General features: G+C 74.3%; 11 protein-coding genes. 9 read left to right on the top strand and 2 right to left on the bottom strand.

Annotated features, from left to right (window positions below):
- Positions 1-31: 31 nt before the first annotated feature.
- Both DJ476_RS22550 and DJ476_RS22555 read right to left on the bottom strand, forming a co-directional pair.
- Positions 32-1,771, bottom strand: a complete 1,740-nt coding sequence (locus DJ476_RS22550) for a hypothetical protein (RefSeq protein WP_208853520.1) — start codon at positions 1,769-1,771, stop codon at positions 32-34.
- Positions 1,723-5,064 carry a hypothetical protein gene (locus DJ476_RS22555; RefSeq protein WP_208853521.1) on the bottom strand — a complete coding sequence of 1,114 codons (3,342 nt, stop codon included), beginning with the start codon at positions 5,062-5,064 and terminating at the stop codon, positions 1,723-1,725. The genes DJ476_RS22550 and DJ476_RS22555 overlap by 49 nt, the downstream gene beginning before the upstream one ends.
- Before the next feature lie 285 nt (positions 5,065-5,349).
- Between DJ476_RS22555 and DJ476_RS22560 the strand changes: the two genes are divergently transcribed.
- The 9 genes from DJ476_RS22560 (at position 5,350) to DJ476_RS22605 (ending at position 15,124) form a co-directional block, all read left to right on the top strand.
- Complete coding sequence (locus DJ476_RS22560) at positions 5,350-6,555, top strand: relaxase family protein (protein ID WP_112491390.1); 1,206 nt, start codon at positions 5,350-5,352, stop codon at positions 6,553-6,555.
- A gap of 173 nt (positions 6,556-6,728) precedes the next feature.
- Positions 6,729-7,502, top strand: a complete 774-nt coding sequence (locus DJ476_RS22570; protein ID WP_070201348.1) for a GntR family transcriptional regulator — start codon at positions 6,729-6,731, stop codon at positions 7,500-7,502.
- 161 nt (positions 7,503-7,663) lie between these two features.
- Positions 7,664-8,788, top strand: a complete 1,125-nt coding sequence (locus DJ476_RS22575) for a TIGR03364 family FAD-dependent oxidoreductase (protein ID WP_112491392.1) — start codon at positions 7,664-7,666, stop codon at positions 8,786-8,788.
- Between the two features lie 5 nt (positions 8,789-8,793).
- Positions 8,794-9,507 carry a phosphonatase-like hydrolase gene (locus tag DJ476_RS22580; protein WP_112492590.1) on the top strand — a complete coding sequence of 238 codons (714 nt, stop codon included), beginning with the start codon at positions 8,794-8,796 and terminating at the stop codon, positions 9,505-9,507.
- On the top strand, positions 9,504-10,616 hold the full coding sequence (locus DJ476_RS22585) for an ABC transporter ATP-binding protein (protein WP_208853522.1): 1,113 nt from the start codon (positions 9,504-9,506) through the stop codon (positions 10,614-10,616). Before DJ476_RS22580 ends, DJ476_RS22585 begins: the two co-directional genes overlap by 4 nt.
- Positions 10,609-11,520 (top strand): 2-aminoethylphosphonate ABC transporter permease subunit, encoded by a 912-nt coding sequence (locus DJ476_RS22590; protein ID WP_103418220.1) that lies wholly within the window; start codon positions 10,609-10,611, stop codon positions 11,518-11,520. The genes DJ476_RS22585 and DJ476_RS22590 overlap by 8 nt, the downstream gene beginning before the upstream one ends.
- A complete protein-coding gene (locus tag DJ476_RS22595) occupies positions 11,507-12,304 on the top strand; it encodes an ABC transporter permease (protein WP_112491393.1) in 798 nt (265 codons plus the stop codon). The genes DJ476_RS22590 and DJ476_RS22595 overlap by 14 nt, the downstream gene beginning before the upstream one ends.
- 46 nt (positions 12,305-12,350) lie before the next feature.
- A complete protein-coding gene (locus DJ476_RS22600; RefSeq protein ID WP_103418222.1) occupies positions 12,351-13,415 on the top strand; it encodes a 2-aminoethylphosphonate ABC transporter substrate-binding protein in 1,065 nt (354 codons plus the stop codon).
- Positions 13,416-13,579: 164 nt separating this feature from the next.
- On the top strand, positions 13,580-15,124 hold the full coding sequence (locus DJ476_RS22605) for an alkaline phosphatase family protein (protein WP_103418223.1): 1,545 nt from the start codon (positions 13,580-13,582) through the stop codon (positions 15,122-15,124).
- Positions 15,125-15,134 lie beyond the last annotated feature (10 nt).

The raw sequence follows: 15,134 nt of genomic DNA on the forward strand, positions 1-15,134 counted from the left end.
CGGGTGACCGCTCCACCCAACGCCGTTCGCCCTATCGCCGCTCCCACGCCTCCGTGAACATCTCGTGCAAGGGGGCCGCCGGCAGGATCCGTACGAACGGGGCGACGACGCTGTTGCCGTACAGCGGCCACACCGCGTGCGTCGTCAGCTTCGCCTTCTCCAGCGGCAGGTGCGGGGCGCCGATCTCCGTCCAGTCGCCCGGCAGGAAGAGCGTCCGGCCCGCCCGCGCCCGCTTGGCCTCCACCACCGCGCCCGTGGCGAGCAGCTCCGCCGCCGCCTGCCGGTGCTGCTTGGCCGACCAGCCGTTCCAGCGGCGGACGTTCCGGTCGGTGGGGGCGGCCAGCGTCGCCAGCTGGAGGTGGAGCGCCGCCGCGTCCGTGCCCACTCCCAGCTCCTTCGCGACCCGTTCGACCAGCTCCGGGCAGGAGTGCCGGGGGTCGGCCTCGTACGCCCCCGTCTCCACCGCCCCGGAACGGGACCGGTGCAGCATCCGCTCCAGCCCGCCGCCGGGCAGCAGCGGGGCCACCCGGTCCAGGGCGCCGGTCAGCCCGGTGACCTCCCGGACCCGCCGCCACACCTCCGGGCCGGTGACGGCGGTGGGCCGCAGGAAGGAGACTCCGCCGGGCGCGCAGACCACCAACGGGCCCCCGTCGTACGCCGTCGCCGCCGGGGTCCTGTCGTCCTTGCGGCGGTCCAGCGCGACCGGCAGCCGGGCGGGCCCGAACCGCCCGGCTATCCGGTCCGTGGTGTCCTGGACCCGGCCGCCCTCCAGCTTCAGCAGCAGTCCGGGGCGGGCCAGCTCCTCCCGCAGCCGCTCGTACAGCGCCGCCGCCCCGGCCACCGCGGGATCGCCCACCGGCCGGTCCGTCCATGCCCACACCAGCGCGCTCGCGATCTCCCTGAGCGGGATCCCCACGGGGGTGCCGTAGGGCGGCTCGGCACCGGGCGGCGCGACGGGCCGCACCGTCACCCCGTAGCTGTACGCGGTCGACACCAGCTCCCAGCCCGCCGCCTCCACGGTCCCGTCGTCGGCCGCCCCGTAACCGCCCGCCAGCCGCCGCGCCCACACCTCGGAGAGGCCGAGGGCGCTCTCCAGGGTGTCGGCCGCCTCGTCGTGCACGGCGGGCCGGGCCCCGATCAGCTCCCGCCAGACCCCGGCCATCCGCTCGGCGGCGGCCTCCGTCCCGCCCGGCCGCCACAGCTCCGCCGGGTCCTCCGGCAGGCCCGCGGCCAGCACCGCGCGCCGGCCGCTCTCCCCGAGCCGCTTCAGCAGCCGCCCGTACGACTCGACCGTCAGCGGCGTCGCCTTGTACGGGGCCTTCCGCAGCTGGGCCCGGTCCGCCTCCCGGTCCGCGCCGCCGATCAGCCCCGCCAGCACCAGCCGCGCCACGGGCCGCCGTACGCCGGTGAGTTCGGCGAAACGCGCCGCCGCGGACTCCGGCAGCGGGACGGGACCCTGCTCGTCGACCGCCGCCACCAGGGCCCGGAGCCGGGCGGCATCGTCCCGTTCGACCCGGATGAGGCGGGCCTCCGGGTCCACCGCCGCCACCGCCCGGTCCTCGGCCGGATTCTGCGGGGCGGGGGCGCCGCCGTCCTCGGCCCGGTCCCGGGTGGCGGTGTCCTCCGCCCGGTCCTGCGGGGCGGGCGCGGCCGCGTTCTCGCCCCGGCCCCGGGTGTCGCTGTCCCCGGCCCGGTCCTGTGGGGCGTCGTTCGCGGCCTCCGTCACGAACCAGTGCGCCGCGCCGCCTCCCCGTACCGCCGCGGACGCCACCGTCCTGCCGCCCGACCGCAGTCCGTCCAGGTCCTCGGGGCGGCAGCCGTCCCCACCCACCAGCGGCCGCCCGCCCGGGCGAACGGGGCGTCGGCCCAGGTGTCCAGGAGGGCGAGGAGCGCGGCCCGCGCCGGGGCCGGGGTCGGGGCGACGGCCGCCCGCCAGGCGACGGCGTCCACCGCGCCCAGCAACTGGGACCAGTCGTGCGGGGGTGCGGGCGGTGAGAGCCGGCGCACCTCCTCCCCGATCGCCCCGGCCAGACACGCGCCGTCGGCGGCCAGCGCGTTCAGCGTCGCCGGAAGGGGCTCGTCGGGCGCCCGCCGCCACGGATCGCGCTCCCGCAGCTCGATCAGCCCGGACAGGGCGGGCAGCAGCTCGGTGTCCGGCACGGACCGGCGCGGCAGGGCGGGCGGGGCCTCGGCCAGGAGGGAGACGCGCCGGTGCAGGGCGCGGCGGCGCTCCTCCACCCGGGCCGCCCGCCCGGCCACCGCCGCGACGGCCTCCACCAGCACGGCGTCGGTGACCTCGGGCAACTCCCGGGCCACGGCCGCGCGTACGGCTTCGGTGCCGTCGAGCGCGGCGGCCAGCAGGGCGTCCGCCGTCTGCGGCCGTACCGCCCGCAGCGCCCGGGACCCGGCCGTGTCCCGGGTGCGCAGCAGATACCAGAAGGCCGGGGGCAGGGCCACGCCTCCGGGCCGGGTGATCCTCCGGTCCGAGGCCGCCTGCGGATGCCGGGGCGCGTGGGGGCCTTTCAGCTCCCACAGCAGGGCGCCGTCGGCCGCGTACGCACGCACCCCCGTCGAGGTCCGGGCATCGGTGAGGACCACGTCCTCCACCGCGCCCTCCGGCGGCGACCACAGGGCCCAGGGGCGCTCGCCCCGCCGGCCGGCGGTGAACCGTGCCGTCCGCCCGTCCGCGCTCTCCACCAGGAACTGATCGGGCGTACGGTCGCGGTGCGGGGTGCGGAACAGCACCCGGGTCCCGGTCAGGCCGTCCTTGCTGCCCAGCGGGGAGTCCGTCAACGGGGCAGGCAGGGGCGCGAGTTGCAGCGCTTCGACGGCCAGGGCCATGCCCTCCTCGGAGGCGCCGTACGCGTCGGCGGAGGCGCGCGGAGCGGTGGCCGGACCGGTCGGGGCGGTGGCCGGGGCCGCGTTCGCCGGGCGGCCCGGGAAGTCCGGCAGCGGCCTCGCTCCCCTCCGCTCGCCGGTGACCGAGTGCACCACCTCCCACGGCCGTTCCCTGCGGGCGCAGTTGGTCCAGATCCGGGCCCCGTCCCCGAGCTGCAGCTCGTCCCTGTCGATGCCCTCCGTGCCGCCGGGACGCAGGACATGGCCGCCGCTGTGCCGTCCGCCCCCGTCGGCGCTCTCGAACTGGAAGCCGTACGCCCCGCGCAGGCCCTCGCCGAACGGCACCAGGCCGCCCGTCTCCTCCGGTGTGAACGGCTCGTCGGGACGGTCGGCCCAGACGGCCGTGTTCCCGTTGTACGGGTTCCTTGCGAGGGTCCAGCTGACCAGGAAGGAGCCGCCCACGTAATGGACGGCGAACAGGGTCGCCTCCTCGGGCACGGTGAACCGGCAGGAGCCGCGCACCCCGTCCGGGGCCACGGCGACCGCCCGGTCCCGCCCGAACACCGTCAGCACCGGCCACGTGGACGTCACCCCGACGACTCCGGAGGCACCGACCATCCCGGAGGCACCGGGCACCCCGGAGGCACCGGGCACTGTGGTGGCCCCGGGGGCGCCCGTCGCACCCGCCTCAGCCCCAGCTCCTTCCGGCCCGGCTCCCTCGGCCCCAGATTCCTCGGCCCCGGCCCCCTCAGCCTCGAACTGCTCGTACACCGCCTCCAGTTCCGGCCAGGCCAGCTCCTCCGGGAGGCCCGCTGTCAGGGAGCGGTGGAGGGCGCCCGCCACCTCCGCCCCGGCCACCGCGTCGGCGATGCCGCCCAGGGCCGTCACCGTCGGGCGGTCCAGCAGGGTCTCCAGCCCGGCCATGGCCTCCTCGGCCCCGGCCATGCCGCCGCCCCCGACCGTGTCGAGGAGCTTGCCGACCCGGTCGGCCACCGTCCGGGCGATCCCCTCGTTGCCCGGCAGCAGGGTCACGGCCGATCCGGGCCGCCGGGGCCGGGAGGAGAACGACCCCGGCAGCAGACGCGCGTGGACCGTCCCCTCCAGCCGGGGGCCGAACACCGGGTCGGCCGCCAGCGCGGCGAGGTCCCGTTGCGACCTCTCGCCCCAGAAGTGGATGCCCACCCGCGCCCCCGGGTCGACCACGGGGACCCCGGTCGCCAGCACGGCGTCCAGCACGTCCGCGTCGAGGGTCTGGTGGCGGTAGCGGGTCGTGTGCAGCGTCACCGGAGCGCCCGCCGCCCTCAGCCGGGGGCCCAGCCGCCCCACCAGGTCGAGGAAGTCCGGCGGCAGCGGCTGACGGGTGATCCCGCCGCCGGACGCGGGCGTGTACAGGTACATGTGCGCGAAGTGGCCGACCCAGCGGGACAGCCCGCCCTCCGGGACCACCCGGCCGCTCGCCAGCGCCTCCGCCGCCCCGCAGCCGGTCAGCAGGCGCAGCCACGCCCCGCCGTCGGTCGCCCCCGCCGGGAAGACCTCCACCAGCCCCGCCGCGACCGGGTCCGCCGGAGGATGGGCCGCCAGGAACGGCCCCGCCGCGGTCAGCAGCGCGTCGGGCACCGACTTCCCGCGGGCCACCGACAGGACCGTGCCCACCAGCCGGGCGACCTCCTCGTCGCCCTGCCCGGCCGCCTTGGCCGAGGCCCGCACCCGGCGCACGAGATCCGCCGGGAGGTCGCCGGACGACCCGGCCCACGCCGTCAGGAACGCCTCCAGCGCCGTGTGCGCCCCGGCCGGCTCCAGCGTCTCGGCGAGGAACCGCTGATGGGCCCCGAACTCCTTGGCCGGCATGGCGCCGCCCGCCGCGAACAGCAGCGCGTTGGCCCGGCGGTAGGCGGGGTCCACGGGCAGCCCGTGCTCGGCCTCGGCCGTCCGCGCCGCGCCGTAGGCCCGCCCGGCCGGGCGGCTCCCGTAACCGATCAGCCGGTGGCCCACGGTGTCCCAGAACCACGGCAGATGCGCGGGCGGCAGCTGCCGTGCCCGCGCCGCCATCCGGTCGACGAACCGGCCGGGCTTCGTCCAGGACCGCGCCAGCTCGGAGCCCATGTCCGTGGTGAGATCCCGGGCGGCCCCGGCCGCGCCCGGGTCGTGGGCGGCCGCCCAGTCGGCGTACAGGGTCGAGGTGTGCGTACCGGCGGTGGGCAGCAGAGCCACGAGCGAGGCGATCATGCTTTCGATCGTCACATGCCCCACTGACAACGCCCCGGCCGGGCCGCCCGCCCCTGCCCTGGTGCGCCGCCCGGCGGTCCGTCAGTCAGTCACCGGCCCGCCATTCATCGGCCCGCCATTCACCGGCCCGCCAGTCAGCGGTCCGTCGGTCGGGTGATCGTATGAATCGCCTGGGTGGGTGTCGGCATGTCGACTCTCCGGTCCCGCGCGCGCGTGTTTGCGTCGAAGACCACCACCGGTGGCCCCCGCCCCGGTCGTCCGCGAGCAGTGAAGGGTGTCCCCCCCATGTCCCCCACCTCCCGCGCACGGCTGCGTGACGCCCGTGCGCTCGCCGCCCTCGGGCTGGCCGCCGGTATCGCGGTGCCCGCCGCGCTCCTGGCCGGCCCGCAGGCCGCCGCCCGGCCGGTCGCCCCGGCCCCGGGCGCCCCCGTCTCCTTAGCCGCCGCCGCTGCCGTGGCCGCCGATGCCGCCGCCGGGGAGGAGCAGCCCGTCTGTGGTGATCCGGACGCCAAGGAGTTCCCCATCGAGGCCCGGATCCAGGACGCGCCGAGGACGTACGTCTCCGGCGGCGGATACGGCACCTGGTTCCTCGACCTCACCAACACCACCGACACCGCCTGTGGCGCCCTGCACCCGGTGCTGGTGCTCAGCGACGGGGAGCGCAGGCTGACGGCCGACCAGATCCAGCTGAAGTTCTCCGAACCCGGCCGCACCGACACCGAGCACCGGGCCACCTGGGAGACCACCGACCGTCACGAGCAGATCGGCGTCTTCGGCGGCTCCGGCCCGGGGTCCGACTCCGACTCCGGCCCGGGCTCCGACTCCAACTCCGGCTCCGATTCCGACGACTTCCTCGGGTTCACCGTCCCGGCCGGGGGCACCATCAGCGTCCGTGTCCGGATGGCCTTCGGCTCCGAGGCCGGCCCCGCCCGCGTCACCGCCCACGCCGCCGTCGTCCAGCGCCGCCACCAGGACAAGGCCAAGGGCGGCGGCCGCGAGGACGGGGACTGGGTCGGGGAGTCGGGGGCGTACCGGTTCGTGGTCGTCGACGGTGCCACGGGCGAGTACCCCCGGCCGGAGGTCACCGGGACCGAGGAGGACGGCGGCCGTACGGACGTCCCGGCGGCGCCCCGGCCCCGTACGGACACCTCCTCCGGCGCACCCACCTACACGGGCCCCGGGAAGGAGCCCGCCCCGGAGTCCGGCACCCGGCCCCCCACCCGCCCGGACGGTTCGGCGTCCCCCCGAAGCGACTCCGACGCAGGCAGCGACGCCGACGAAGACAGGGGCGGCCGCCTTGAGGGTGACGGGCGAGGCGGCAAGGAGCGGCCCGCGCGCCCTCCGCACTACGACACCGGGCGCCCGCTGCCCGAACTCGCCCGCACCGGACCCGAGCTGCTGACCTGGGCCGGGGCCCTCGCCGGGATCCTCATCCTCTGCGGCGGAGCCCTCGTGGCGCAGGGCCGCCGGATGCGCCGAGCCGCAGACTGACCACGGCCCGCACCACCGCCCGCACGGCTGTTCGCACCACCGCTCGCACGGCTGTCCGCACCACAGCCCGTACCACCACCCGCACGGCTGTCCGCACCACAGCCCGTACCCCAGGCCACCGGCCGACCAGGGCCCGCACCTGCCCGTTCACCTGGATCTGCCAGGATCGGGCGGTGGACTACCCGAACGACCAGGCACCTGGCGCACCGATCCGCTCCGGCATCCCGGAGCACGGCCGTATCCCCAAGTACTACGCGGTCAAGGCCCGGATCTCCCTCCTCCTCGACGAGCTGGGCGAGGGCGGGCTCCTGCCCACCGAGCGGGATCTCGCCCTGCAGCACGAGGTGTCGCGCGAGACCGTCCGCCAGGCGCTGCGCGAACTCCTGCTGGAGGGGCGGCTGCGGAGGCAGGGGCGGGGCACCGTCGTCGCCGGGCCCAAGCTGGAGCAGCCGCTCTCGCTCGCCAGCTACACCGAGGGGGTCCGCCGCCAGGGCAGGCGCCCCGGCCGCCATCTCATCGGGCTGGAACGCTTCCCCTGCCCCGCCCCGCTCGCCGCCGAGATCGCGGTGGCGCCGGGCGAACCCGTCTGGCACCTGGAGCGGGTGCTGCTCGCCGACGACGAGCGGGTCGGGCTGGAGAGCACGTACGTCACCGTCGCCCGACTCCCGCGCCTGGACACGGAGTTCGACCCGGACTCCTCCTTCTACGGCTACCTGCGCGAGCGGCTCGGCATCGCGTTCGGGGATGCCGACGAGCGGATCGAGACCGTACTCGCCACGCCCCGCGAGGCCCTGCTCATCGGGACCCCGCCCGCCCTGCCGATGCTCCTGCTCCACCGGCTCTCCCGGGACACGGAGGGGCGCCCGGTGGAGCGGGTGCGGACGCTGTTCCGGGGGGACCGGTTCTCCTTCACCACGCACCTGGGCGGCGGTGACGAGGGGCGCTGAGGCGGGCGGAAGCCCCGGAGCGGGTCCCTCTCCTCCAGCGGCGGCGAAGAGAGATTCGGTAACGAAAAGATAACGGGTCTAGTCCAAACTTGAGGGGTCGTTCACCATCTCGTTGTCGACCGGATGTGTCCGTGACACCCGTCCCGAGGAGCGTGGCCGCCGTGAGAGTCATCGTCGTAGGAGCCGGCGTGGTGGGAACCATGCACGCCTGGCACGCAGTCAGCCGCGGCCACGAGGTCGTACAGATCGAGCGCGAGAGCGAGGCGCGCGGGGCATCGCTCCGCAATTTCGGACAGATTTGGGTCAGCGGCCGGGCCGGTGGCGAGGAGCTGGAAACCGCCCTGCGGGCACGGGGGCTGTGGGAGGGGATCGGGCGGCGGGTGCCGGGACTCGGCTTCCGGGCCTGCGGTTCGCTCACCCCGCTGCGGACCCCCGCCGAAGCCGCCGTCGCCGAGGCCGCCGTCGCCCGGCCGGACGCCGCCGCGCGCGGCTACAAGCTGCTCACCGCCGGGGAGGCCCGCGCCCTCAACCCCGCCCTGCGCGGGGAGTTCACCGCCGCCCTGTGGTGCGAGCGGGACGCGGCGGTCGAGCCGCGCACCGCCCAACTCGCTCTGAAGCAGCAGCTGCTGGCCTCGGGGCGGTACACCTACCTCGGCGGCCGTGAGGTCCGCGAGGTCGTCGGTAGCGCCGCCGTGCGCGACGACCACGGTGACGTCCACACCGGGGATGCCGTGATCCTCGCGACCGGGGCCTGGCTCGGCGGGCTCGTCCGCGAGCTGGCCGGTCCCGACCTGCCCGTCCGCCGCGTCCGCCTCCAGATGATGCAGACCGACCCGCTCGGTGAGCCCCTCACCACCTCGGTCGCGGACGCCGACAGCTTCCGCTACTACCCCGCGTACCGCGGCGAGGCCCTCGACGCCCTCAATGCCCACCAGCCGCAGGACCCGGTCGCCGCCGAACACCGCATGCAACTCCTCATGGTCCAGCGGAACGACGGCGGGCTCACCATCGGGGACACCCACGAGTACGAGCACCCCTTCGCCTTCGACACCGTCGAGGAGCCGTACGAGCACCTCACCCGGGTCGTCGAGGCCTTCCTCGGCCGGCCCCTGCCGCGCATCCGGCACCGCTGGGCGGGCGTCTACGCCCAGTGCACCGACACCTCACGCGTCGTCCACCGCCAACAGGTGGCCGACGGGGTCTGGCTGGTGACCGGACCCGGCGGGCGCGGCATGACGTGCTCACCCGCCATCGCCGAAACGACCGCAGACCAACTGGGCTGGTGAACCACATGACTTCAGCGACACCCACGACCGGCAACCCCTTCGGCCTCGTCGTCCTCGACATGGCCGGCACCACCGTCGCCGACGGCGGTCTCGTCGAACAGGCCTTCTCCGCCGCCGCCGAACGCCTCGGTGTGAAGCCGGGATCGGGAGAGCATGAGCGCCAACTCTCCTACGTGCGCGCCACCATGGGCGAGTCGAAGATCTCCGTCTTCCGCCACCTCTTCGGAGAGGAGGAGAAGGCCCAGTACGCCAACACCGCCTTCGAGGAGGCGTACGGGGCCCTCGTCGACGGCGGCCGCATCGCCCCGGTCCCCGGGGCGCGGGAAGCCGTCGAGCGGCTCACCTCCGAAGGCCGTACCGTCGTCCTGACCACCGGGTTCGCCCGCACCACCCAGGACGCCATCCTCACCGCCCTCGGCTGGCAGGACCTCGTCCCCCTCACTCTCTGCCCCGCCGACGCGGGCGGCCGGGGGCGCCCCTACCCCGACATGGTCCTGGCCGCCTTCCTGCGCACGCGTGCCGTGGACGACGTCCGCCGGATCGCGGTGGCGGGGGACACCTCGTACGACATGCTCAGCGGCGCACGGTCCGGTGCCGGGCTCGTCGCGGGCGTCCTCACCGGGGCCCACGACCGCGGCCGGCTGGAGCGGTCCGGGGCCACCCATGTCCTCGGCTCCGTCGTGGAGCTGCCGGACCTCATCGCCCGGGCCGAGGCATGAGCACCGAGACCACCCCCATAGCCCCCGTCACCCCCGCCCCCGGCGGCGTCCGGTTCGACGGCGTCAGCGTCGCGTACGGGGAGAACACCGTCCTGGACCGGCTCGACCTCACCGTCGAAGCGGGCGAGGTCATGGCCCTCCTCGGGCCCTCCGGCTCCGGCAAGACCACCGCCCTCCGTGCCGTCGCCGGTTTCGTCCGCCCCGCCTCCGGGCGCGTGTACATCGGCGGCCGTGACGTCACCCAACTCCCGCCCCACCAGAGGGGCATCGGGATGGTCGTCCAGCAGTACGCGCTCTTCCCGCACCTCAAGGTGAAGGACAACGTCGCCTTCGGCCTCAAGGCCCACCGCACGCCCCGGGACGAGATCGCCGGGCGGGTGGCCGAGGCCCTCGAACTCGTCGGCATGGCCGCGTACGCCACCCGCTACCCCCGCGAACTCTCCGGCGGCCAGCAGCAGCGCGTCGCCATCGCCCGCGCGCTGGCCATCCGCCCCGGCGTCCTCCTCCTCGACGAACCGCTCTCCGCGCTCGACGCCCGGCTCCGCTCCGGGATGCTCGCCGAACTCGCCCGCCTCCACCGCGAGTTGCCCGACGTCTCCATCCTGTACGTCACCCACGACCAGGTCGAGGCGCTCACCCTGGCCGACCGCATCGCCGTCATGGACCGCGCCCGGCTCCAGGACTGCGGCACCCCCGAGGAGCTGTACCGCCGACCCCGTACGGAGTTCACCGCCTCGTTCGTCGGCAACGCCAACCTGCTCCCGGTCACCGTCACCGGACCGGGGCGCGTGGACCTGGCGGGCGCGGCCTTCGACGTCCCCACCCTCACCGCCACCCCCGGCGCCACCGCCACCCTCTGCGTCCGGCCGCACCTCGTCGGCCTCGGCCCCGGGCCCAACGCGCTCACCGGCACGGTCACCGAGGTCCAGTGGCGCGGCTCCACCCACCGCGTCCACGCGGACGTCGACGGCCACCCCCTCATGGCCGACCTCCGCGAACTGCGCGAGCCCCCGGCCCTCGGCGCCCCGGTCACCCTGCACTTCGCGGCGGAGGACGCCGTGCTGCTCCCGGCGGGCGCGGCGCGTGAGCGGGAGGTGGCCGGTGGCTAGCACCGCGACCCTCCACCGGAAGCCACCGGACCCGCCCTCCGCCCCCAGCGCCACCCCGGCCGCACCACGCCGCACCGCCCTCCCCACCTGGGTCTGGGCCCTCCCGCCCGTCCTCGTCCTCGCGCTCGGTTTCCTCTACCCGCTGGCCCTGGTCGTCCGGCAGTCCTTCACCCCGGAGTCGCTGGACGAAGGCGGCGCCTCCCTCGCCCCCTACGCCGAGGTCTTCGCCTCCGCCGCGTTCCGCGAGGCGCTCACCACCACCGTCTGGCTCGCGGTCGGCGCCACCGTCGGCTGTCTGGTCCTCGGCTTCGCCCTCGCCCTGGTCATCGCCTTCGTGCCGTTCCCCGGCGGCAAGGCGGTCGCCCGGTTCATCGACGTCTTCCTCTCCTTCCCGTCCTTCCTCATCACGCTCGCCCTGCTCTTCATCTACGGGTCGGTCGGGATGGCCAACGGCGCCTGGACGGGCGTCACCGGAGCCGCCGAAGGGCCCTTCCACTTCCTCACCACCCCCTGGGGCGTCCTGCTCGCGGAGATCACGTACTTCACGCCCTTCGTGATGCGCCCGCTGCTCGCCGCGTTCTCCCAACTCGACACCGCCCAGCTGGAAGTGGCCTCGTCGCTCGGCGCCGGACCGCTGCGGATCGTGCGGCAGGTGATCCTGCCCGAGGCGCTCCCCGCGCTCGCGGCGGGCGGCAGCCTCGTCCTGGTGCTCTGCCTCAACGAGTTCGGGATCGTCCTGTTCACCGGGGCGAAAGGGGTCACGACCCTGCCGACGCTCGTCTACAGCAAGGCGATCCTGGAGTCGGACTACCCGGCCGCCTGTGTCGTCGCCGTCGTCAACGTCGTTCTCTCCGTGGGCCTTTACAGCCTGTACCGGGTGGTGAGCCGTCGTGCTGGTGCATAGCCGTACGGGGAAGTGGGCCACCTGGTCCGCGTTCGCACTCCTCTTCGTGCCGCTCTTCGCGGTGCCCCTCCTCGTCATCCTCGCCGCCTCCTTCTCGACCAACTGGTCCGGCGCCCTCCCCTCCGGCCCCACCGCCACCCGCTATGCCGCCGCGACCAGTGGCGACTCCCTCAAGGCGCTCACCACCAGCCTGGTCACGGCCGTCTGCGCCAGCGTGCTGGCCCTGGTGCTCGGCGGCTGGGCGGCGCTCGCCGCAGGCTCCCTGGGCAGGCGCGGGAAGCGGGTCCTGGACGCGCTGTTCATGCTGCCGGTCGCCGTACCGTCGGTGGTCGTCGGGCTCGCGGTGCTCGTCGCCTTCAGCCGGCCGCCGGTGCTCCTCAACGGCACCCGCTGGATCGTGATCATCGCCCATACGGTGCTGGTCACCGCCTTCGCCTACCAGTCCGTCTCGGCCGCCGCCCGGCGGCTGGACCCGATGTACGAGCAGGCCGCGGCCAGCCTCGGCGCGAGCCCCGCACGCGTCCTGTGGCGGATCAGACTGCCGCTCCTGCTGCCGTCGCTCACAGCGGCGGCCGGGCTCTGCTTCGCCCTGTCCATGGGGGAGCTGAGCGCCACGATGATGCTCTACCCGCCCGACTGGACCCCGCTGCCGGTGCACATCTTCGCCGCCACCGACCGCGGCTCGCTCTTCACGGGCGCCGCCCTCGCCGTGGTCCTGATGGGGACGACCCTCCTCGTCCTGACCGCCGTCTCCCGCATCCGGACCCGCGCCTCCTACCGCTGAAAACCCGGACCCCCCTTCACGTAACCGTTCCAGGAGAAGACATCCCATGCGCACCCACGCCCTCAACCAGTCCCTCGCCGTTCTCGGCGCCCTCTCCCTCGCCACCGTCACCCTCACCGCCTGCGGGGGCACCTCCGCCGCCTCCGACGAGAAGGTCGTCACCGTCTACAGCGCCGACGGCCTCAAGGGCGAGAACGGCGACGGCTGGTACGACAAGGTCTTCAAGGAGTTCGAGAAGGAGACCGGCATCAAGGTCAAGTACGTGGAGGGCGGCTCCGGCGAGATGGTGCAGCGCGCCGTCCGCGAGAAGTCCAACACCCAGGCCGATGTGCTCGTCACCCTCCCGCCCTTCATCCAGCAGGCCGACGCCAAGGGGCTCCTCGCGGCGTACGAGCCGAAGGGTGCCGACCAGGTCGACGCGGCGGACAAGGCGCCCGACGCCAAGTGGACCTCCGTCGTGAACAACTACTTCGGCTTCATCTACAACAAGAAGCGGCTCGCGGACCCGCCCCGCACCTGGGAGGAGCTGCTGGACCCGTCGTACAAGGAGAAGATCCAGTACTCCACCCCCGGCGTCGCGGGCGACGGCACCGCCGTCCTCATCAAGGCGATGCACGACTTCGGCGGCAAGGAACCCGCGATGGAGTACCTCAAGCGGCTCCAGACCAACAACGTCGGCCCCTCCGCCTCCACCGGCAAGCTCGCCCCCAAGGTCGACAAGGGCGAACTGCTCGTCGCCAACGGGGACGTACAGATGAACTACGCCCAGTCCAAGGACATGCCGAACCTCGCCATCTGGTTCCCCGCCAAGGGCGACGGGAAGCCCACCAGCTTCGCCCTGCCGTACGCGGCCGGGCTGCTGGCGAAGGCCCCGCACAGCGAGAACGGCAAGAAGCTGCTCGACTTCCTCCTCTCGGAGACGGCCCAGCGCGATGTCAGCGCGGTCGGCGGCGGGTTCGCCGCCCGTAAGGACATCAAGGCCACCGACGCCAACGCCACCGAACTCAACGGCCTGTTGGAGGGCGTGGAGATCTTCGAGCCGGACTGGGCGGACATCGGCACCAACCTGGACACGTACATCGACGCCTGGAAGACGGCCACCGGCAGCTGACCGGTCACCTTTCGGCCACGGACCCCTGCCAAGGTCACATCCCGCACCGCAAAGCCCTGGACTCCGCCCATTTGTCTCGCAAAGGTAACGGGTCTGGTCCAGAAGCGAGTTGCAGCAAGCCCCCGCACCAACCCCCGTGTCACCGTCCCCCTCTGGAGGATCACGTGTCCCGAACCGTCTCCCGGCGCTCCGTGCTCGCCACCACCGCCGCCGCGGCCACCGTCGCCGCCGTCGGCCCCCTCGCCACCGCCGCCACCGCGTACGCCGCTCCGCCCACGCTCCCCAACGGCACCAGCAAGGACAAGGTGCTCGTCGTCGGCATCGACGGCCTGCGCCACGACGTCATCGCCGCCGCCAACGCCCCCCACCTCAAGGGGATGATGGTGAACGGCACGTACGGCACCTCGCTGCTGTACGCCAACCCCATGGCCGCCACCTCCTCCGGCCCCGGCTGGTCGACGATCTCCACCGGTGTCTGGCCCGACAAGCACGGGGTGAAGGACAACTCCTTCGCCGGCAAGAACTACACGCGCTACCCCGGCTTCCTCGCCCGCCTCGCCCAGGTCCGCCCCGAACTCTCCACCTACGCGGCCGTCGACTGGAAGCCCCTGGACGCCCAGGGCACCGTCACCGCGGGCGCCGACGCCAAGCTCGTCCTCGACGGCGACCGCGACGGCTACACCGGCCACGACGCCACCATCGCCGCCGACACCGAGTCGGTCCTGCGCCACCAGAACCCGGACGTCGTCTTCGCCTACCTCGGCCAGGTCGACATCGTCGGCCACAACCTCGGCGCGGCCCACGCCCAGTACCGCGCCGCGATCGACACCGTCGACGGCTACCTGGGCCGCTTCCTCGCCGCGATCAAGGCCCGCCCGAGCCACTCCACCGAGCGGTGGACGGTCATCGTCGCCACCGACCACGGACACACCAACGCCGGTGGCCACGGTGGCAGTTCCATCGAGGAGCGGCGCACCTTCGTCCTCGCCCAGGGCCCCGGCATCGCCGCCGGTGCCACCCCGGGAGACACCCGGCTCGTCGATGTCGCCGCCACCGTCTTCAAGCAGCTCGGCATCGTCCCCGACCCCGCCTGGGGCCTGGACGGCAAGCCGATCCAGGAGCGCTCCACCGACCCCTTCGAGGCCCTGTACCCGTCACTCGCCGGCCGGGCCGACGAGACCGGCATCCCGGCCGGGGTGCTCGGCTGGACCCACACCGCGCCCAGCGGCTGGTCGGTCATCAACTCCGCGATGGGCACCGGGGGAGTGGCCGAGTGGCGCGGCTGGGCCTTCGCCACCGACGAGTTCTGGAGCCGCACCCAGCGCGACCAGTCCCGTGAGCTGAACGTCCGCGCGCGCGGGATCTTCGCGGTGGCCGACTCCGACGAGTGGGACGACAAGGCATCGTCGGGCCGGTTCGACTCGACGCTGGTCACCCCGGCGTACGCGGTCGGCGGCAAGTCCTCCGTGACGCTGGACTTCACCACCCTCTACCGCCCGGAGGGCAGCCAGACCGCCCGTGTTCTGGCCTCCTGGAACGGCGGCACCCCGACCGTCGTGCGCACCTACACCACCGAGGTCATCTCCCAGCCGCAGTCGCTGAACCTCGCCGTCCCGGCCGGGGCGACCAACGTGAGCTTCCGGTTCCACTACACCGGCAGCAACAACTGGTACTGGGTGATCGACGGGGTCAAGATCAGCGTCGGCTAATTATGCTGGG

This window comes from Streptomyces bacillaris, assembly GCF_003268675.1.
Lineage (GTDB): Bacteria > Actinomycetota > Actinomycetes > Streptomycetales > Streptomycetaceae > Streptomyces > Streptomyces bacillaris.